The sequence below is a fragment of the Thalassospira sp. MCCC 1A01428 genome (assembly GCF_002115825.1).
GTDB lineage: Bacteria > Pseudomonadota > Alphaproteobacteria > Rhodospirillales > Thalassospiraceae > Thalassospira.
Genome location: NZ_JFJZ01000012.1, coordinates 60,494 through 79,963, shown reverse-complemented (window position 1 = coordinate 79,963; position 19,470 = coordinate 60,494). Strand labels below are relative to the sequence as shown.

17 protein-coding genes are annotated in these 19,470 nt (G+C 50.4%); 7 read left to right on the top strand and 10 right to left on the bottom strand.

The window, feature by feature from the left end:
* The first annotated feature begins 63 nt into the window (after positions 1-63).
* The gene (locus THS27_RS11940; protein WP_168184878.1) at positions 64-741 is read left to right on the top strand and encodes a GntR family transcriptional regulator; all 678 of its coding nucleotides are present in this window, start codon (positions 64-66) and stop codon (positions 739-741) included.
* Between the two features lie 60 nt (positions 742-801).
* Here THS27_RS11940 and THS27_RS11935 read toward each other — a convergent pair whose 3' ends face one another.
* A complete protein-coding gene (locus tag THS27_RS11935) occupies positions 802-1,569 on the bottom strand; it encodes an SDR family oxidoreductase (RefSeq protein ID WP_085591113.1) in 768 nt (255 codons plus the stop codon).
* A 350-nt stretch (positions 1,570-1,919) separates the two neighbouring features.
* Here THS27_RS11935 and THS27_RS11930 point away from each other — a divergent pair, with 350 nt between their 5' ends.
* The 3 genes from THS27_RS11930 to THS27_RS11920 are packed head-to-tail and all read left to right on the top strand — an operon-like array spanning position 1,920 to position 5,819.
* Positions 1,920-3,296: a DUF4123 domain-containing protein gene (locus tag THS27_RS11930; protein ID WP_085591112.1), complete on the top strand. Its 1,377-nt coding sequence runs from the start codon at positions 1,920-1,922 to the stop codon at positions 3,294-3,296.
* Complete coding sequence (locus tag THS27_RS11925) at positions 3,293-4,246, top strand: T6SS immunity protein Tli4 family protein (protein ID WP_085591110.1); 954 nt, start codon at positions 3,293-3,295, stop codon at positions 4,244-4,246. The genes THS27_RS11930 and THS27_RS11925 overlap by 4 nt, the downstream gene beginning before the upstream one ends.
* A 1-nt stretch (position 4,247) precedes the next feature.
* Positions 4,248-5,819, top strand: coding sequence for a triacylglycerol lipase (locus THS27_RS11920; RefSeq protein ID WP_085591109.1), 1,572 nt, complete (start codon positions 4,248-4,250; stop codon positions 5,817-5,819).
* Between the two features lie 59 nt (positions 5,820-5,878).
* On the opposite strand, the gene rbsK is transcribed toward THS27_RS11920, so the two are convergent.
* The 7 genes from rbsK to deoC all read right to left on the bottom strand — a co-directional run bounded on the left by rbsK (position 5,879) and on the right by deoC (position 13,366).
* Entirely contained in the window at positions 5,879-6,805 is a 927-nt protein-coding gene (gene rbsK / locus THS27_RS11915) for a ribokinase (RefSeq protein WP_085591107.1), read from the bottom strand.
* A 15-nt stretch (positions 6,806-6,820) separates the two neighbouring features.
* Positions 6,821-7,906, bottom strand: coding sequence for an aldose 1-epimerase family protein (locus tag THS27_RS11910; RefSeq protein ID WP_085591105.1), 1,086 nt, complete (start codon positions 7,904-7,906; stop codon positions 6,821-6,823).
* A 14-nt stretch (positions 7,907-7,920) separates the two neighbouring features.
* The gene (locus tag THS27_RS11905) at positions 7,921-8,913 is read right to left on the bottom strand and encodes an ABC transporter permease (RefSeq protein WP_085591103.1); all 993 of its coding nucleotides are present in this window, start codon (positions 8,911-8,913) and stop codon (positions 7,921-7,923) included.
* A gap of 10 nt (positions 8,914-8,923) precedes the next feature.
* Positions 8,924-9,901, bottom strand: a complete 978-nt coding sequence (locus THS27_RS11900) for an ABC transporter permease (RefSeq protein ID WP_085591101.1) — start codon at positions 9,899-9,901, stop codon at positions 8,924-8,926.
* Between the two features lie 11 nt (positions 9,902-9,912).
* The gene (locus THS27_RS11895; RefSeq protein WP_085591243.1) at positions 9,913-11,415 is read right to left on the bottom strand and encodes a sugar ABC transporter ATP-binding protein; all 1,503 of its coding nucleotides are present in this window, start codon (positions 11,413-11,415) and stop codon (positions 9,913-9,915) included.
* Positions 11,416-11,501: 86 nt separating this feature from the next.
* Positions 11,502-12,548 carry an autoinducer 2 ABC transporter substrate-binding protein gene (locus THS27_RS11890; RefSeq protein WP_085591099.1) on the bottom strand — a complete coding sequence of 349 codons (1,047 nt, stop codon included), beginning with the start codon at positions 12,546-12,548 and terminating at the stop codon, positions 11,502-11,504.
* A 146-nt stretch (positions 12,549-12,694) separates the two neighbouring features.
* A complete protein-coding gene (gene deoC / locus THS27_RS11885) occupies positions 12,695-13,366 on the bottom strand; it encodes a deoxyribose-phosphate aldolase (RefSeq protein WP_085591097.1) in 672 nt (223 codons plus the stop codon).
* 278 nt (positions 13,367-13,644) lie between these two features.
* On the opposite strand from deoC, the gene THS27_RS11880 reads away from it, so the two are divergent.
* Positions 13,645-14,403, top strand: coding sequence for a DeoR/GlpR family DNA-binding transcription regulator (locus THS27_RS11880; RefSeq protein WP_085591095.1), 759 nt, complete (start codon positions 13,645-13,647; stop codon positions 14,401-14,403).
* A 179-nt stretch (positions 14,404-14,582) separates the two neighbouring features.
* Positions 14,583-15,206 (top strand): hypothetical protein, encoded by a 624-nt coding sequence (locus THS27_RS11875; RefSeq protein WP_085591094.1) that lies wholly within the window; start codon positions 14,583-14,585, stop codon positions 15,204-15,206.
* A 524-nt stretch (positions 15,207-15,730) separates the two neighbouring features.
* On the opposite strand, the gene THS27_RS11870 is transcribed toward THS27_RS11875, so the two are convergent.
* Both THS27_RS11870 and THS27_RS11865 read right to left on the bottom strand, forming a co-directional pair.
* On the bottom strand, positions 15,731-17,317 hold the full coding sequence (locus THS27_RS11870) for a YbaY family lipoprotein (RefSeq protein WP_139835560.1): 1,587 nt from the start codon (positions 17,315-17,317) through the stop codon (positions 15,731-15,733).
* Between the two features lie 186 nt (positions 17,318-17,503).
* Positions 17,504-18,391 carry an SMP-30/gluconolactonase/LRE family protein gene (locus THS27_RS11865; RefSeq protein WP_085591241.1) on the bottom strand — a complete coding sequence of 296 codons (888 nt, stop codon included), beginning with the start codon at positions 18,389-18,391 and terminating at the stop codon, positions 17,504-17,506.
* A 293-nt stretch (positions 18,392-18,684) separates the two neighbouring features.
* Between THS27_RS11865 and THS27_RS11860 the strand changes: the two genes are divergently transcribed.
* A complete protein-coding gene (locus tag THS27_RS11860) occupies positions 18,685-19,461 on the top strand; it encodes an ABC transporter ATP-binding protein (protein ID WP_085591090.1) in 777 nt (258 codons plus the stop codon).
* The last annotated feature ends 9 nt before the right edge of the window (positions 19,462-19,470 follow it).

Genomic DNA, 19,470 nt, shown 5'->3' with positions numbered 1-19,470 from the left:
TGTCTACCCCGTCTGTGTGGTGTAATTCTGCTTTGGGACAAAAACGAACCCGAACGAGGAAACATGACGCAGACAGCCCGCAAGACAAAAACCACGGACGACGGCCCCAAAAGACCGGCCAAGGACCTTGTCTATGACTATGTTCGGGGGAAAATTTTAAATGGCGAATGGCGTGGCGGTGATTTCATCGAAGAAAAAATCGTTTCCGACGCGGTTGGTGTATCGCGAACACCGGTGCGCGAAGCTCTGCACCGTTTGCAAAGCGACCATTATATAAGCCTTACACCACGTCGTGGCGCGGTTGTGCGGCAAATTACGGCACAGGAACTGATTGAAGTTTATGAAAGTCGCCGTCTGATTGAGAGCCATGCAATGCAACGGATTTGTCAGGAACGGCTGCCAATCCCGGCGATATTGCGCGACCTGTACGAAAAAATGTGCATTACCAGCAAAAGCCAGGATTTTGTCCAGCGTGCGGAATATGATCAGGCTTTTCACCGCAATATTGTAGCGACCATCAACAATGCCGTTCTGGTGGAACTTTATGGTTCATTGCAAGTGCGTCAGCAACGGGTGGCAATTGCCGCAATGCGCGTGCAACCGGCGCGGGCTGAAACAATTGACCAGGAACATCACGATCTGCTTGTTGCGCTGGAAAATTTTGATGAAGAAGCCGCACTGGGCATTATTTCACGCCATTTGCGCCCGGTTCTTGATGTCGTTTCACGATTGCCAGTATGAAGACCAAAACGCCCGGCAACCCTTATGCCTGTTGCCGGGAATTTGAAAATTGAACATCAATTATAACGAAATACTAATTCCGCCATCTACAAACAATGTATGACCATTTACAAAACTTGAAGCATCGCCACTTAAAAATACGGCAGCGCCAACAAGTTCATCTACATTGCCCCAACGCCCGGCCGGGGTCCGCTTTTCAAGCCAGGTTGTAAATTCGGCATCATTCACAAGGGCTTCGTTTAACGGTGTTTTAAAATAGCCCGGCGCAATGGCATTAACCCGCAAGCCATATTTGGCCCAGTCAGTTGCCATACCACTGGTCAAATTGCGAACGGCGCCCTTGGTGGCGGTATAGGGTGCAATCCCGGGGCGCGCCAAAGCACTTTGCACCGATGCCATATTGATAATACGCCCGGCACCCCGTGGAATCATTTTTCTGGCGACCGCCTGTCCAACATAAAACAGGCTGGAAATATTGGTTTGCATCAGCTTTTCCCACTGATCAAGCGGGAAGTCCTCCAACGGGGTTCGGAACTGCATACCGGCATTATTAATCAGGATGTCTATTGGCCCCTGATCGGTTTCAATTTGGTCAATGGCATCAGAAACGGCATCGGAACTGGTTACATCAAAAACGGAAACCCCAATATCAGCCCCTTCCGCCCGCAGTTCATCGGCTGCGGCATTGGTTCGTTCTTCGTTGCGTCCATTAATAACAACGCTGGCCCCATGCTGTGCCAACCCCCGCGCCAGCGCATAACCAATCCCCTGCCCCGATCCGGTAATAAGGGCGCGGCGTCCGGTCAGATCAAACAGGGGAAATGACATTGTGGCTCCTTGAAATTCATATCAAACATGCCAAACACCACATCATTATTTACCCGCAACTTCAAGGCAGGAATGGTCAGAAAATCTGTTGATTTGTAATAACGCCTGTCGCCCTGTTTTTGCCCGACCAGGCGACATTCCGCCTGATCGGGCGAAATGTCGCCTGAAAAATGAAGCTTTAATATTCAAATAAATCTTTAAAAACATTGAAAAACAATTGCTTGGTAAAATTCATGCTGTCTTTATTTTGTCTTAAAACAAATATTATTCTGCTCAACAGTTCTGACAGACTGAAAATGACTTTTTGAATTAAACAAATTTCACTCCGACCTGCTAAAAAGGGGACGCGTGTGACATTACAGTCAGATCAAAAAGAATTTCAGTCATGGTTGGGCACATGCCGTTTTTCAAAACCGGCCGACAATGGTGAAACCGTGTTCGGTTCACAAGCAGTCCCGACAGAATGTAAAGCCGTGGTTGCGATCTGGGCGGATAGTGAAGAACAATATTTAAACATGCTATCGCTTCGCATGGAGCGTTACGGATACGGCATTATTCAGGTCGACGACATTATGCCCGCACCGGCATGGATGGTTTTAAAAGCCCGCGACCGTACCGGCCCTGTTTTGGCGCGACAGGTTTCTGCAGAATTCCCCTTCGCCCTGGATCTGATTGAGAACAATCCGATCTCACAGGATGACAACGTGGGGGACCACAAAACCCTGAAGGTTATTGTAACAAACACATTGCATCGTGTTGAGCCGCTAGATGCACAGTTTGGCGTATTTCCCCGCAAAACCCTGCCAGAGGCCTTAACCGAATGGTTCTTTGGCCCAGCCACCCCCAACATTTTTGCCAACCGGGCTGACACGGGCAACACAGATGACAACCCATCCCGTCTCTATACAGTACTTGATGCAGGCAAAATCGCCAACCTTGGCGAATTATTGTCATCATCCGGGTTGGAATATCAATGCCTTTTCAACGGAAAAACGGCCAATGAGCTTGCGGAGGTTGCGCCCTATCTGGTTAAACTAGAAGATAATAACAGCTTTACCCGACAGCTTTTTAGCCGTGGCAAAGAACCATGGTTTTTGTGGGATCGCGCCGGAGGAATATTTATCCGCACAGCGGCAACCTTAACCGAATTACGCAAACATTTACGCAAGTTTACCCGTATTAACCGTGGCAAAAACGACTGGGTATATTTCCGTTTTTGGGATGGTCCGGTTTTAAACGCTCTTTTACGCGGCATGGAAAGCAAACCCAGCCATGTGGCAACATTTACCCAATGCCCGAAAACCCTTACTTTCATAACTATTGACCCACTGACCGACACAGCAAACAGATTTATCATCGATCAAAAACGACTTGCCGGAGCAAAAAAACAACCGGTCACACCAGCCGCGCTGATTGACACTGTGCAACTACAAACAGAAACACAGGTTTCAACCGAAAAACGCCTGATAATTGAAGCACACCGTGAAGCATTGTTCACTGCCCCGGGGCCAGATGATGCCAGTATGGAGTTGCTGGAAAATGAAATCCCGTTTCTAAAAACCTGCGGCATTTCAAAAACACAATATCTTCATGATGTTCTTGTCTTCTTGATCCGTAACGAACTTACCGGGGGGAAGTTATCCCCGGAGCAGCGCGACATTCTGATGCACAAGCGAAACAACGCGCCCACCAAAATCCGCCAACTTGAAAAGACCGTTAGCGCATGATGACAGTCAAAAAAATCGTTTTATCCGTTTTCATCGTTACCGGGTTGATCGTTGTTACACTCTTCATGGATGCCCGGTTCCACAAGGCGAGGACAGAAATGGCAGAAAATTCAAACAATGTTTCCGTCAAAACCTATTGTATTGGGCGATATTTAATCGACATACCCAATGACTTCACCATGAAGGGCAGAGATGACATCATAAACGGTGTCGAGATCAGATTACTTGACCCTGCCGGCGACACTAATCTTGAAACGATAGCCCGTCAAAATCAGATACCGGCCAAAACAGGCCTGACACCACTGGAAAATCGGGAAAAAGAGAACCGGAACGTCATCATTTCCGGTCAAAAATATAATACGATTGGCGATATTACGTTGTGGGAGATGCGCGCATTTAGCCGTATCGATGACCATGTTTTTCAATTTGATTACAGCGCCATCAATATCAACTTTGATGAAGCCAGCCATCATCTTCAAAACATCATTACCAAAACACAATACCGCGCAGAAGGGTCCATTCCCGATATGGACGGTTCGTGCCTTGCGGATGCATTTGTTGCCATGCCACCAATGGCAGGGTCCGATTTTACCGCAGGTTTTAATCTGCCCGATCAGGACATCCCTTACGGCATCAGCCTGCAATTTTCCTATACCGAACAAGCACCTGAAATGGCACTGGACCCACAACACGCCAAGGAACGCCCGTTCCTAGGCATGAAAGCACAAGAATCGCTGGAAGAAGTGACAAACGACCACGCCCGCGACAGCGGAACCTTTTTCTGGTTGGAAACGATCAAAGCTCCGTCGGCAAATGAGCCTGCCCTTCATGTGAATCTGCAGCTTTTCAAGCAAAATGACTTTCCAAATTCGGAACCCTACACGCTGGAACGCAACCTGGCATTCTGGAACACCATTGTTGAAAGTGTCCGCCCTATTACGGAGCAATAACATGGCCCCGACCAATCCCCGGCAATGCCCACGTTCCTGCGTGTTACCGATCGTTTTTGTACCCGGTATCATGGGGTCGCGCCTGAAAGTTACATCAAGTAACAAAATTGTATGGGATCCACCGTCAACATCACCGAACAAAGCCGAACGGTCCCGGGCCAGTGACCCGAAACTAGATGACGAAGACATAAGGCGTTTTGGTTATACCGGCGGCCCTGGCCCGCATACCGAAAGTGCAGCACGGCACAGGTTGGCCCGAATAGAAGATATTCGGTCGGTTAAGCATATCGCATCGACCGCCTGGAACTGGGGTTTTTCCAATGCAGCAGAGCGCCGAAATCGCATGATCGGCCCCCCTGGCAAACAATTTTCGTCCCGTTTTCTTTCGGTGCATTTTGGTACCCGTGATGACCTTGAGGATCGCGTCGCCGAGCATTTGGTGGACGAAAAACTGAATCGGGGCTGGGGTGGTGTTGCCTGGGGGTCATATGGAGGGTTCTTGCGCTGGCTGGAATATAACCTGCCGGGCATAATTCCCTTGCCTGCGGAATGCAGCGACCTAACAACCGAGGTTTGGGCGCATCCTTATAACTGGAGCGACGACAATAAAAATGCCGCCCAAAAACTGGCAAAAACGGTAACACAGGCCAAAACAAGCACCCGGCAGGCATGGGCCAATAGCGATAAAAAAATCCTCGACCCTATAATCATCACACACTCAATGGGGGGCCTTGTCGGTCGATCCTATGCTTTATCATTTGGTGGGGATGCCAACTGCCACGCCATTATTCACGGTGCAATGCCAACATACGGTGCTGCAGCGGCCTATAAACGGTTGAAAGGAGGTTTTGAAGGCGTTTCATCCTTTATCCTTGGCCGGAATGCACCACAAGTGACAGCCCTTTTAGCGAACATGCCTGGCGGACTTGAACTACTTCCGAACCAGTTTTACGGCGCCAACTGGTTAAAAATCACCGATGAAAATGGCGGCACATTAAAACAGCTGCCATCTGCCAACCCGTTTGACGAAATTTACCGCGACATCGGAAACTGGTGGCGGCTGGTAAAGCCGGAACTAATCAACCCCGAAGGCGACAAGAATGCGGCGTTAAATGCTTATGGATCGCATCTTGCTGTTGCGCAAAGTTTCGCCGGGGAATTGGGACAGTCCGGCTTTCATTCTCAGACAAAGATGTTTTACGGAGATTCCGAGCAGCATAAAAGCTGGCACGATGTAAACTGGAAAGTCCGCGATCCACGGTTCACCCTGCCTGGCAATGGCGATGCCCCCCCACAGGAGGTCTTGCGAACCGGGGTGACGTATCAAGACAATTACCGGGGAAAAATCGTTTTTAAAAACGGTGCCCGGTCAAGCCATGTCGCAGAAATACAGCCTGCCAAAGCCAACGGTGACGGAACGGTTCCTGCGTCTGCAGGGCATATCAATAATGCAAATGTTGAAAGTGAAGGCGGATATTCGTTTGACCACGAACTGGCCTTTAACAACGAAGCTGCACGTCGCCAAATTACCCGCTGGCTATCGGAAATGGTCGAAAACATGCTGACGGGTTAACAAAATTAAAAAACGGGCCCTGCCATGCAGAACCCGCTTTTAATATTTAAACGTGACGATTAAAGAGCATCACAGAATTTTGAAAATTCATCGACAGTCGCATAAGACTTTTGCGTACCCGGGCGGGTGATGCTGTCGGCAGCATAACGCACAGCCATGTTAAGGGCAGCCTTGATATCGTGGCTTTCGACATAATAGCGCGCAAAACTACCGATAAAGGCATCGCCTGCACCGGTTGTATCAACCGGTTTGACTGATACCGGATCAACATGAACGGCTTCGTTATTACCATCAATCAAAAGCGCGCCATCACCGCCCAAAGTCACAATCACGGTTTTAACACCGCGTGCGATCAGGCTGCGTGCTGCGGCTTCGGCATCAGCCAGCGAATTGACCTCCATGCCCGAAATCGTTGCAAGTTCCGTCTGGTTCGGCACCAGAAACGTTGCCTGTTCGATTTTGGTACTATCAAGATCGGCGGGGGCCGGAGCCGGGTTGACCAGTGTTTTAATGCCGTGTTTCGCGCCGAAAGCGATGGTGTAATAAATCGTTTCCAGCGGCACTTCGAGTTGCATCAGAATAAGGTCGCATTCCTTCAATGCATCGGCAGCGCGATCCACATCAGCGGGGGACAATTCGGCATTAGCCCCCTTAACAATCAGGATGCAATTTTCGCCCGACGGATCGACAAAAATAGGGGCAACACCGCTGGAAGTGCCGGGAACGCGGTCTACAAACCGGGTATCGATGCCAGACGTTTCAAAGTTACGGATGGTGTTATCGGCAAAAATATCATCGCCAACCTTGGTCACCATCATCACATCGGCACCAAGGCGGGCCGCTGCAATGGCCTGATTGGCCCCTTTTCCGCCGCAGCCCATTTCAAAACGCGGGGCTTCGATGGTTTCGCCTGGCAACGGCATCCGATCGGTATAGGTGATCAGATCGACCATATTGCTGCCGACAATGGCAATTTTGCCTGCCATGATAGTTCTCCTGATTTACAGCGAACGGATCGCCTGTTCGGCCGCGTCGCTATCGGCACGGGTAAGATAGCCAAGACGTACGGAATAATGCCTGCTTTCGCCACCTGGCAGCGAAATCACATTGCCCTTGCCCTGCTCGGCGGTAAAACCTTCGGGTTCACAGGTTGACGGCAGGGCAAACGCGCATACCTTCTGGTCCTGATTGGCCATAACCCAACGCACAGTTTTGGGGAAGTCATTGGAATTATAGGTAATATGGAAGGCATCCCCTTCGGTTCGACGCATCATATAGGATGTGTCGCCGTTGGCAGCGGCCTTGCCATTGCGAATGTAAAACACCTGTTCCGGATCGTAACGGTGCGGTTCGCTCATGGTTTCCATTGCAGCCGGGTTTTCGGCCAGCGTTTGCAAGAAGGCATCATAATCGGGGTTCCGCGGCACATGGGCCGGAACCTCGGTACGGACGATGGTTTCATCGGGCGTGAATTTTGCCGGTTGAATGATACGGCCACCTTCGCAGAACGCGAAATTGACGTGACACATATACATCAGGTCCATGGCCGCACCCGACAGATTTTCAACATTCATCTGAATATCAAAAAGGGTGGCATCCGGCCGCAAAACCACACGAGGACGGGCGACGTAATGAGCACCGAAGCCCATGACATATTCCCGCGTGCCGGTGATGGCCATATAGGCCCCTTCGTCATCAGACCCAAATTCGATAGCCGCATTATCCATCGGGGCGCAGGGCATTTCACCGTGTAACGGATGGGTATCGGTTGGCCCGGGGCACCCATTGGTCAAAAGACCGGAATGAAACGCAAAACAGCCATAGGTGCCAACAATCACCTCAGCCGGGCGTGGCATGCGAAACATGTTTTGCATCGTCAGATCAACGCCATCAAACACAGCATCCCAGATCATTTGCCCCATATAGGGCAAAATCACCAGATGACCGCGCCCGTTTTTCAAACGAACAGCCTCTATCCCGCTTTCATACCGAAACAGGCTTGCCGACATGTTGCCATGGGCCGCAATGACCTGTTCGGCATCACCGAAATAGTCTTTGCGCAGATTGATTTGGGTCGAAACACTCATCTTTTCTGCATCCCTTAACGTGTACGGTTTTTATAGGCGTTAATGGCAATAACCAGCAGCAGGAACAGGCCCCAGATAAAATCGATCAAATGGTTGGAAAACCGTAAAATCTGAAATCCGCTGGATAACAGCATCAAGGCCGCAACCGCAATTGACACACCCAGAACGGTGCCACGGCCACCAGCCGGGTTTGTCCCGCCCAAAACGGCAATCAGCACGGCTTGCAACAGATAGGATGTACCATAATCAGACTTTGCTGCATTGGTCCGCCCCGAAAGGATGATCCCGGCAATAGAGGCCATAACCCCGGTCAGCATATAGCTCATCAGGACCATTTTTTCGCGTTTCAAACCGGCGAACAATGCCGCCTTGGGATTGGTCCCGATCAGCATCAGGTTGATGCCAAAAGTAGTACGACGCAAAATGAAAGCGATCAGGCAGGCGAGAACGATAAACAGTACAAACGGTGTTGCCAGACCCAGAATTTTGCCGTTGCCAATAAAGGCCCAGGCATTGGGAAAGCCCACAATGGCAGGACCACCGGTCATGACAATGGCAAGGCCGGTAAAGATTTGCCCGGTGCCAAGGGTTGCCAGAATTGGGGTAATTTTAAGCCGCGTAATCAAAAGCCCGTTTAATGCCCCGGCAACAAGCCCTGTGCCCAGCGCAATAACCGCCCCCAGAAGCACAATACCAAAACCGGTATCGGCAACACCGGCATCGGTGGCAAACTTTTTAAACATCACCCCGGCAAAAATACCCGACAGATTGGCAATGCCAATGACGGACAAATCGATACCGCCGGTCAACATTGCGATCATCATCGCTATCGACAACAGGCCCAGTTCGGGAAAAATGTAGGTGATGGATTCAAAGTTATAATACCGCAGGAACTTGTCCGGGCTAAGTGCTGTCATGACAACAAAGATCAGGATCGTCATTGCAATCAGCTGAACAATGTTATTGTCCCGGTTGAGCAGGCTGCGAAAATCCATTTGACGTTTCATATCGGCCTCCTCACGCGTTCGCACGGCGGTCACGCCAAGCCGTGATGGCAGTGGCAATAACAATGATGACACCGACAACGACGCGCTGCCAGGTGGTGTCGATTTTCATAATGATCAGGCTGTTTTTAACCATCACCAGCATAAATACGCCCAGCATGGTGCCCAGAACCGAACCACGCCCGCCAAAGATGGAAGCCCCGCCCAGAACGACAGCCGCAATCACGTCAAGTTCCAGCCCGACAAAATCGCGGGGATTGGCAAGCCAGATCATGCCGCTGTGAAGCAGGCCAGCAAAACCTGCCAATGCCCCGGCAACGCAATAAATGAAAAACGTGATTTTACGAATGTTAAAACCAACCCGGCTTGCTGCTTCCGGATCGCCGCCAAGGGCATAAACCCCACGGCCAATCGTGGTATGGCGCAGCACCAGATGCAGGGCGACGGCCAGACCAAAATAAACCAGGATCATCGCGGTCAAGCCATAAGTGGTTCCGTCGGCTTTGACCATATTAACGATGTCGGATTTACCAAAATCGATCAGGGCATCGGGCATTTTGTTAATGTTGATCATGCTGGTACCAACAATGCCCAACAGAAAACCACGGACCATACTGCCCGTACCCAATGTTACGATCAGCGGAATCATGCGAAATTTGTACACAAAAAACGCATTCAAACATCCAAACAGCGCACCCATTGTCGCAGCCGCAACAAAAGGCAGAACCACGCCGTCATAGTTGAAATAGATCATGCCTTTGACGGTCAGATACATTGCCGCAACGGCAAAGGCGGGGAAAGAAACGTCGATCCCGCCCGATATCATCACCAGCAAAACCCCCAACGCCATAATGCCGATAATGACATTGCTGCGCAGAAGGCTGAACATATTGTCCAGGCTCCAGAAGGCGGGGTTGACCAGCCCGATAATGACCATGGCAAGCACAAGAATGCCCGCGATGACCACCTCTGATTTTTGAAACCAGGCCATCGAGTTTTTCCTCACGTTAAGTTCTTGAGCTTGTCACTGATCTGGTCTTCGGAGGTATCGACAGATGCCATTTCCTCGACAAAGGCCCCACGGTGCATCAGGACAATACGGTTACAGTTATGGACCAGTTCCGGCACGTCATCGGAAATCATCAACACGGCGAGCCCTTCTTTTTGGGCCAGTTCACGAATGATACGATGGATTTCCGCCTTTGACCCCACGTCAACGCCAACAGTAGGACCATTAAGGATCAGGAATTTGGCATGGGTTAAAAGCCAGCGGGCAATGACCACGCGCTGCTGATTCCCGCCGGAAAGTTCCTTGACCAGTTTTTTGCCGGTGGGCGTTGCGATCTGCATATCGCGGATCATGGTATCAACCCAGTCTTCGGCCTTTTTACGGTCAATCAGCAAGCCTGGCGCCAGCTTTTCATAGCTGGTCGACAGCATGTTGCGGTCAATCCCCTGGGTCAGAAACAAACCTTCGCTTAACCGGTCTTCAGGCACATAGGCAACACCTGCCTTGATCGCATCCTGTGGTGTATCAAGCGATGTTTCCTGCCCGTTCAGCATGATCGAACCGCGATAACCCGGCATCATACCAAACAATGACAACGCCAATTCTGTACGACCCGACCCAAGCAAGCCGGAAAGACCAACAATTTCACCGGGTTTGATCGCCAGGTTAATGTCGTCAAGATCCGTCCCGAATGACAGATTTCTGGTTTCAACACGTGCCGGCATCAGCCCGTATTTTTCACGATCCCAAATATAGGGTTCGGAAACAATGTCCAGGCCGGTCATATGGCGCGTAATCAGGGCTTCGTCAAAATCGCGCGTCGGGCCATCGGCCACTTTTTCGCCATTGCGAATAACCGTGATATGATCACTTATTTCCAGCATTTCGCGCATTTTGTGGCTAACAAACAAAATGGCAATACCGCGCGACTGGATATCCTTGACGATACGAAAAAGCGTTTCAATTTCCTTGCCGGTCAGGGCCGTTGTCGGCTCGTCCATAATAATCAGACGGGCATCGGACATCAGCGCACGGGCAATTGCGACCAGCTGTTTTCCGGCAGTGGAAAGTTTTTCAACGTCAGTATCAAGGTCCAGCTCAACACCAAGACGGCTTACCGCTTCCCTGGCGATTTCGCGCATTCTCCGCCAGTTCAAGATATGGCGCTGTTCGCGTAATTGCACGTTCATCGCCAGATTTTCAGCAACTGTCAAATTGCCGAACAGCGAAAAATCCTGGTAAATAACCTGAACGCCATGCTCGATCGAGGCCATTGGCGACAACTGGCTGACTGCTTTTCCATCTATGGAAATTTCGCCGGAATCAGGCTGATATACACCCGACATCACCTTGATCAAGGTGGATTTCCCCGACCCGTTTTCGCCCGCCAGACAATGAATTTCGCCTTTGCGTATCGTCAGCGAAAGATCGTTAAGTGCAACAACGCCAGCAAATTCCTTACGGACGTTTCGCAATTCAATAAAATTTTCAGACATGACAAGCCCGTCAACGTGAAACAAAGGGCCCGATTTCAAAAATAAAATGAAGGCGCCCAAAAGGACGCCTTCATCATCTGATGAAATCAGAAGTTATACTTGTCCATGTTTTCCTTGGTCACGCCAACCCAGCCCTGACCATAAACAAGGTTGGCATTGCCACCTTCAGGAGTGCTGAGTTTGGTGTAACCCGGCAGGCCAAGATCCAGACCAGCCTTGATCTGATCACCTTTGCCATCAAGCGCCATAACAGCCAGCATGTTCATGGCATAACCGGCAACGGCCGGATCCCAGAACTGGATGTACTGAATGTCACCATTTGCCAGATATTCACCGGCAACCGAAACAAGGCCCGTACCGGCAAAGTGCAGTTTACCCTGCAAACCGCGTTCAGCAATCAGACGGCCCGCACCGGCAGAAGTCGGCATCGGCCCACCAACAATACCGGCAAGATCCGGGTAAGTGGTCAGGGTTTCTTTAAGTTTGGTATAATCGGTGTTGGCGTCGTCATAGGTTTCCAGACGCTTGGTCACCAGTTCCATATCCGGGAAATGTTCTTTCTGGTACTCAACGGCACCATCAATCCATTCGTTCTGGGATTTGGAGGTCAGGCTGCCAACGGTCGCAGCATATTTGCCCTTGCCACCCATGGATTTGCCCAGAACTTCCATCAACTTGGCGCCATAGGCCTTGTTGTCGAATGCTTCAAGGATGTAATCAGCATTTTTCAGGTTCGATGCTTCGTGTGCAATAACGACGATGCCACGATCACGGGCTTTTTTCAAAACCGGCTCAACAGCTTCGACAGAAAACGGCACGATGTTAATCGCATCAACGCCCTGGGCGATCAGATTTTCGATCAACTGAACCTGTGCGGCTGCGTCAGCCTGGCTTGGTCCGACCATCCAGGTGTCGTGGCCGGTATCTGCGCCAAACTGTTTAACGCCTTCGCGCATACGGTCAAACCAGGCGATACCATCAACCTTGACCACGGTGGCAATGGAATATTCCTTGCCAGTGGCTTCCGATGTGAATTTCTGGATGATGTCCGGCGTTTTTACCGCTTCATCGGCGTGTGCAGCCCCCGTAAACAGGGCCCCCGCGACGAGAAGCGACGAAAGAAACTTGTTCATTGTTACCTCCAAATTAAATCAGTTTTTTGTCTGGCAGTTTTCTGCATCTTATTGGCACAGACCGCAAGGATGCGATTTATGCAATCCGTTAAAAAGACAGGTAAATAACCCGGCAGGTTGAACGGAACCCCTGCCTGTTAACCTATTTACTGACCGATGATTTTGATACTGGCACTGGCACCGATGCGCGATGCACCTGCGGCGATCATTTTAAAGGCATCTTCCGTGGTACGAACGCCACCCGATGCCTTAACCCCAATATCCGGGCCAACGGTTTTACGCATTAAAGCAATATCTTCCGCCGTGGCACCGCCACCGGCAAAACCGGTTGATGTTTTAACAAAATCGGCACCGGCCTGTTTGGAAAGCTCGCATGCCAGCACCTTTTGCTCATCAGTCAAAAGGGCCGTTTCAATGATAACCTTTAGAACAGCATCACCACAGGCTTCCTTAACTGCCGCAATGTCGGCACGTACGGCATCGGTATCGCCACTTTTAAGCAGGCCAAGGGCAATAACCATGTCCACTTCGCCAGCGCCCTGTTCAACAACCCAGCGGGTTTCAGCAACTTTGGCCGACACCGGGTCTGCGCCAAAGGGGAAACAAACAACCGAACAGGCCAAAACACTGGTTTCTGCCAGTTCACGCACAACCAGCGGCACGTAAATCGGATTAACGCACACAGCCTTAAACGAATGAGTGCGCGCATCGGCACATAAGGAAATTATTTGCTCAGGCGTCGCATCTGCGGCCAGAAGAGTGTGATCAATATAAGCTGCAAGGTCACGTGCAGCGAGTGGATTCTGACCATTTGACATTTCGACGGTTCCCTTGGTTTTGAACAATGTTCACAACCATTTTGTTAATTTTATAACATTTGTTGAAATGATCCTGTCATCCGACTAACATCAGGTCAAGCCAAAAACATACTTTGGTAGAACCTAACCATTTAATTTCCTGCCAGGTCGCGCCGCTTTGTTGGCAGAACACACCCCTGGCACAAATTGTTTTGTGCCAATCTGATTTTATGCGTGCCTGCAAGGTGCCAATAAGATCATATGAACCATTGCCTGGTACTGCCATGAACGGAGACTGAATGTCGACCAAATCGCTGGATCGAATAGAAACACTGACCCGCAGCCTTGAGGTCAGCAATGTTATCCGGTTAAAGGATGCCGCCGATCTGCTTGGCGTGTCGGAAATGACCGTGCGCCGTGATGTTGCCGCGTGCGACAATACCTTTACCTATCTCGGCGGTTACATAACCCTTAAGTCGCCAGCAGCGGGCGGCCTTGGTTATATTATGGACCGGGAACGGGGGGAACATACCGACCTTAAGCGGGCAGCGTGCCAGATCGCAGCACGTCATGTTAAGCCCGGCGACACCCTTTTTCTCGACTGTGGCACGACGATCCCCTATCTGGCCAATGCCCTGCCGGAAAATCGCGATATTACAGTGGTTTGTTATTCAATTAATGTGGCCGAAATACTGTGCAAAAAAACCGGATTACGGGTGATCATGCTGGGCGGCATGTACCATGCTTCGTCTGCATCCTTCGCCGATAGCAACAGTGTGAATGCCATTTTAAACCTGAATATCAATACAGCGTTTATGTCGGCGGGCGGGGTCAATATCACACGCGGGGTGAGTTGTTCCAACCCGCATGAGGTTGATATCAAACAGGCTGTTTTAGAAACGGCGGCGAACAAGATACTTGTTGTTGATTCGACCAAGTTTAACGTCATCAAACCCATGCTTTTCGCCAAACTGGACCAGTTTGACATGATTTGCACCGACCAGCAATGCGCCCCGGAACTGGCAAGTAAAATTGATTGTCCGTTAGAAATGGCATAGGTCACGCATCTTACCCGGCACCAACACAATCGGCACAAGCATTTCAGAACAAATACTTTGCATCCATGTCACGCCTGTACCGTAACGATGCCGGGTATGACACCCTAAAATGTTCACGATTTGTCTTGCATTGCAGATGGCCCGACTCTAGGATTCAGCTAGGTTTTCAAGGTGAGAACATGCAAAATCCTTATCTCGACCGGCTTCAGGCCGCAGCACAACAAAGTACCCGCCCCCGCTTTGCCAGCGCCCTTATTCTAGTATTACTGGCCCATGCTCGTGAAAACGGCCAGATCGATGCCAGCCGGGCCGAACTGGCCGCGGCGGTAGACCGAAGCCATGCTTACCCCGCCCGCAATCAGGCGCGGGCAGAACGCCTTGTAAACCGGCAAAAAGAGCTTGACGAATATCTGTTGCAGCTTGAAACGAGCCATAGCAAAGGTCGCTTGACCTATGGTGAAATGAAACAGGCCCGCGAACGTGCCATAGACAGTTTTTTAAAAGAGGTCCGGTCCCCGACCCTTGCCAATGTATCGCGGGTAATTAACGAATTTATCCGGGCCGGTATGTTGTCGGCACGATATGTTGATGCCCAGGGTGAATATTACGGCACCCCTGCCAAGGGACGGATCGCAGAATATAAACTTACCCCGCCGACATCATCGCAGCTTTCAAAGATGCCTGCTGCAGCATCGCAAAACCATAACAACATCACACAAACTTTTGCGAACCGCTTTGCAACATCAAGCCAGACGGGAACGTTTAGCAAGGGGCTTCCAGCCAGGCAGCTTGACCTTTTATAATAAATTCACATCGATGTGCACCATTCAGGATGAGATCAGAGAAAACAAGTACCTGATTTTATGTCTTTTCCAAGGGTGTCATGAATGACATGGTAATTTTTCACACCGGATAATCAGGCCCTGCTACTTACCGGGGACCGCACAAGGCACTATTCATAAAAACAGCAACGCAAGGGCTGCCCCACCCTTTCCATTCGGAAACCGCCCCTGATGCTGAAATGCTGAAGCGGAAATTTCGCATGTCGTTGTGCAAAAAATGAAGTCACAATTTAATCCCGATACACCTTAAGGAAATCGGGACCAAGCAAAACAATAACGCCAATTTTCCGTTTCGCTCCAATGGTCTCGCCCACTTGGCAAAAGCAAGGCGGCCTTGTGATTTAACCAACATGTTTCCTGCGCAACAGACGCACACAACCCAATCGTTATTAAAAATAAAAACCCCCGAAGGTTGATATCCAACTTTCGGGGGTGAGTTTCGTCGCACACGCGTTTTAATGCCGGACAGTTAATTGCCGTGTTTATCAACTACCGCAGGCATTGCGTGACAACCAGCCGACAAAAACGCCGTCTTTTTCGAGCTTTTTATGTTGATAACAATCATCCGCCGGATACGCGCCCGATGCTGGTGTAAACAGAACATCGCGTTCGCCAGGTAAAATGTTGGTTGGCCCCTCGACGGCTTCAACATGGATGTCCCCCAACCCTGTCGAGGGAGCAAGACAGTCATAGCGCCCGCCATTAATATTAACTGTTCGCACCCCGATAGTGCCGTGGCTCATCGGCCATGCCTTTAACACAGATGGCAAATCGCCCACCGGGCGTTGCAGGCATGCCTTGATCGCGGGCATCATATCATCGAAATAACGGGTCCATTCCGTATTGTCCGCCTGCATCAAGGAAGCAACGTTGACAACGGGGAAATCACCGGGCGCCAGGATCAATCCTGCAATTTCAGCCGAGACACTGCACCCGGTTTTGCTTTCATTTGCCAACGAAGACCATGTGGCATTTTGGCCTTTGCCCTGCAATGTATAATCGTCATTGCCGTACAGAAAGCCCGATGCCGTGCGCTTTTGCGGCAAATACAGGGGATCTCGCCCTAAAAACTCGATCCGGACCTGATGTTTTTCCTGGTCAAAGGTCGCATAAAACCGCGATTGATTGTCGCAAACAAAGGTTTGCCGTCCATCAGGTTCCGACATTTCAGTGGCGGCCAGTTCTGCTTTTAGCCGGGTTTGCACCAGTTTTGCCTGGGTTTGCGCACCGCTGATTTCGTGTTTATCCGGTGCCGTGATCTGCCCGTTAATACGCTTTTCACCGGTCTGATATTTGCCTTTGGCAAAATCAAGCTGCAATTCATATTCAAGTCCGTCGGCACTGGCACCGGCATTTGCGACGGTACTTCCAAAATTGGCCCGTGTCGCGCGCTCGTCAAAGCGCAACAAAGCCCCCTTGCGGAAATAAAACGCAACATCGGATTTTCCGTAATCCCCCAGATCGCGGGTTTGGCGGATCAGAACCGGTGTTCCGTTTTCCGTGACATACGCTTCAAAACTGCCTTCACCATCGTTCCCCGCGTGTTGCCCGACAAGTTTGCGATATTTCGACAGGCTTTTGTCGATCTGCGTTGTCAGTTTATCTGTCGCTGATTTTTTTTCGTCATGCGATTTGTCTACACCGGGCTGTTGACGCAGCAACATAACATCAATGTTTACCGCATCGGGGTTTCCCCCCGTCAAAACCGGATAGGATGTTTCATTCCGAAACAGGTTATTACCCGCCCCGTCTGTTACAATCGCCTCAACCGCATAGCGATGTGCCGGGTCAATGTCTGCTGTCTGATATGGTAGCGCAAAAGACATCGGCGGGTTTGTTGCCGGTTGCGACCGGGATGCAACCACCCGCGCGGGAGCATCCGCCCGTGAAACATCAAGCAACCTTACCGTCAGGATATTTGACGGGGTCATCGCAATACGTTCGCGATAGGAAACCGTCCCGGCAATTGTATCTGTTCGTGGCACTGAAAAACCGCAAGCTGCAATCATTAAAACCGCAACCAGCGCCATAACAGCGCGCACCTTGTCCCATCGGAAAGGTGAGATCTTCATTTTTGTCCTCGGATTTGCTCGTTCTTTTAGACCCGCCTCTAATGGTGATCGCAAAAGACAAGAAAACCAAGACCAAAAAACAGTAAAATCGCTTCTTTTCTAAAACATTACAAAACTGCCACGTGAAAAATAGTACTTCCCGTCAACATTTCTTAACCTGCTGTTAATAATGATCGTATCTGGCCCCTAGCCGGCAAAAGCATGGCACGGCATACCAACAATACCGGTTTCAATTGCCAGCAACGCCCCTTCAAGGGGCCGTTCAGCCGATGTACCAGCTGCGGCCGACGTAATATACAATATGGTCATATCCGGTCCGCCAAAAACACAACTTGTAGGATTGGTCACTGGTAAATCGATAATACGATCAACTTCCCCCGCCGGATTAAACCGGATCAGGCAGGACGCACCGTATCGGGCATTCCAGATATACCCTTCGCTATCCATCGCAGAGCCATCCATACCGCCATATCCCTCGACCGAACAAAACAGGCGCGGGTTGGTAGCGTCACCGGTTGCCATGTCAAAATCATAGACATCCATACGATTTGCCAATGTATCGCCAAAAAACATTTTTGTACCGTCGGCAGACCACAACAATGTATTGGAGATACCGATATTTTCGGCAAACCGGGTTACCGTGCCATCGACGTCAACGCGGTTTAATGTACCGGTATGCTCGGTTATGGCCACGTCTTCACCATTCGGCCCAATATTGTTTTGCATCGTTGCATGCCAAAACCGGCCCATCGGATCTACCCGGGCCTCGTTGGAACGGTTCTGACGGTGATCGCCATCCGGAGCGACAAAAGGCGTTACTGTTTCGTCTGCCGGATTGAAAAAAGCCAGCTTGTCACGCAAGGCAACCAGAAATCCACCTTGTTGGCGCGGCACAATTGCCGAAATAACGCTGTCAAAGTGCCAGCTTTGCAGATCATTACTGGCCGGTTGCCAGCCAAAGGCCGTTTTGCCAATAATATCCACCCAATATAAAGTCGCATTTTGCTGGTTCCAAAACGGACCTTCGCCCAGTTGGCAACGAATATCCTGTAACGGGGTATGGATTTGCGTCATCGCGTTTCCCTGATTTTTTGGTTTTTTGGTTTTAAACAACATGCCCGCTACCATGAGGTGCGCCCGCACGTTACGGCACATCACCATACCGTCAATCCATTGCTAGCGCGGCCTTCGGATTTATAAAAGACATAAAATAAGATAAAGGGCGGATTGCCACCTTCTCACTGCTGCAATCGCAACTCGGTTGCAATTAACTTGCGTTATTGATAAGCATTCTCACAAATACAGCTGATAGCGCCCATGCGCCGGTTTCCCGCGATACCGCCATGCCCAACCGAGTTTAATATGCGATGTTTGATCTGAAAGATGTTGGCTTCCGCACCGAAGGCAAAGCCGCAAAAACCTTGCTGTCGGATATTTCTGTGTCGTTTCCAACGCAGGCATTTTCGGCCATTGTCGGGCATAATGGATCGGGGAAAAGCACCCTTCTTAAAATTCTCGCCCGGAAATACCGCCAGTTTAGCGGCGATATTCATATGGGCGAAAAGGCACTGACAGATCATTCCATTCGCGATTTCGCCCGCAAAGTTGCCTATTTGCCGCAAAACCCGACGGTCCCGCCACATCTTAGCGTTCGGGAACTTGTGGGGTTTGGCCGCTATCCATGGCGCGGTGCCTTTGGCCGTTACCGCCCGGTCGATTTCGAAAAGATCGACCGGGCGATGACCCTGACGCATATTGAAAACTTCGCCGACCGGCTGGTCGCAAGTTTGTCGGGCGGGGAACGCCAACGGGTATGGTTGGCTATGTTGTTGGCGCAGGATGCGCCGATCCTGCTACTTGATGAACCGACAAGCGCACTTGATGTGGGTCATCAACGCGACATTTTACATCTGGTGTCAGACCTGAAAAACACCATTGGATTAACGGTTATTGCCGTTTTGCACGATATCGACATGGTGGGGCGCTTTGCCGACCATATTCTGGCATTGCGTCACGGCCAAACCTGTTGGCAAGGCGATGCCCGAAATTTCATGCAAGCAGGCACCTTGCAAAAAATTTATGACGCGGATATCGGCGTTATCGCCGTCCCGCAATCCAATATTTCCATAAGCTATATCGCATAGAGGGCCACA

Excerpts from the sequence above, each read along its gene's own strand:
- THS27_RS11865 (WP_085591241.1), bottom strand. The coding sequence starts at position 18,391 with ATGACGCAAATCCATACCCCGTTACAGGATATTCGTTGCCAACTGGGC.
- THS27_RS11935 (WP_085591113.1), bottom strand. The coding sequence starts at position 1,569 with ATGTCATTTCCCCTGTTTGATCTGACCGGACGCCGCGCCCTTATTACC.
- THS27_RS11875 (WP_085591094.1), top strand. The coding sequence starts at position 14,583 with ATGCAAAATCCTTATCTCGACCGGCTTCAGGCCGCAGCACAACAAAGT.
- THS27_RS11880 (WP_085591095.1), top strand. The coding sequence starts at position 13,645 with ATGTCGACCAAATCGCTGGATCGAATAGAAACACTGACCCGCAGCCTT.
- THS27_RS11925 (WP_085591110.1), top strand. The coding sequence starts at position 3,293 with ATGATGACAGTCAAAAAAATCGTTTTATCCGTTTTCATCGTTACCGGG.
- THS27_RS11905 (WP_085591103.1), bottom strand. The coding sequence starts at position 8,913 with ATGAAACGTCAAATGGATTTTCGCAGCCTGCTCAACCGGGACAATAAC.
- THS27_RS11900 (WP_085591101.1), bottom strand. The coding sequence starts at position 9,901 with ATGGCCTGGTTTCAAAAATCAGAGGTGGTCATCGCGGGCATTCTTGTG.
- THS27_RS11940 (WP_168184878.1), top strand. The coding sequence starts at position 64 with ATGACGCAGACAGCCCGCAAGACAAAAACCACGGACGACGGCCCCAAA.
- THS27_RS11920 (WP_085591109.1), top strand. The coding sequence starts at position 4,248 with ATGGCCCCGACCAATCCCCGGCAATGCCCACGTTCCTGCGTGTTACCG.
- THS27_RS11890 (WP_085591099.1), bottom strand. The coding sequence starts at position 12,548 with ATGAACAAGTTTCTTTCGTCGCTTCTCGTCGCGGGGGCCCTGTTTACG.
- THS27_RS11870 (WP_139835560.1), bottom strand. The coding sequence starts at position 17,317 with ATGAAGATCTCACCTTTCCGATGGGACAAGGTGCGCGCTGTTATGGCG.
- THS27_RS11895 (WP_085591243.1), bottom strand. The coding sequence starts at position 11,415 with ATGTCTGAAAATTTTATTGAATTGCGAAACGTCCGTAAGGAATTTGCT.
- THS27_RS11910 (WP_085591105.1), bottom strand. The coding sequence starts at position 7,906 with ATGAGTGTTTCGACCCAAATCAATCTGCGCAAAGACTATTTCGGTGAT.
- deoC (WP_085591097.1), bottom strand. The coding sequence starts at position 13,366 with ATGTCAAATGGTCAGAATCCACTCGCTGCACGTGACCTTGCAGCTTAT.
- THS27_RS11860 (WP_085591090.1), top strand. The coding sequence starts at position 18,685 with ATGTTTGATCTGAAAGATGTTGGCTTCCGCACCGAAGGCAAAGCCGCA.
- rbsK (WP_085591107.1), bottom strand. The coding sequence starts at position 6,805 with ATGGCAGGCAAAATTGCCATTGTCGGCAGCAATATGGTCGATCTGATC.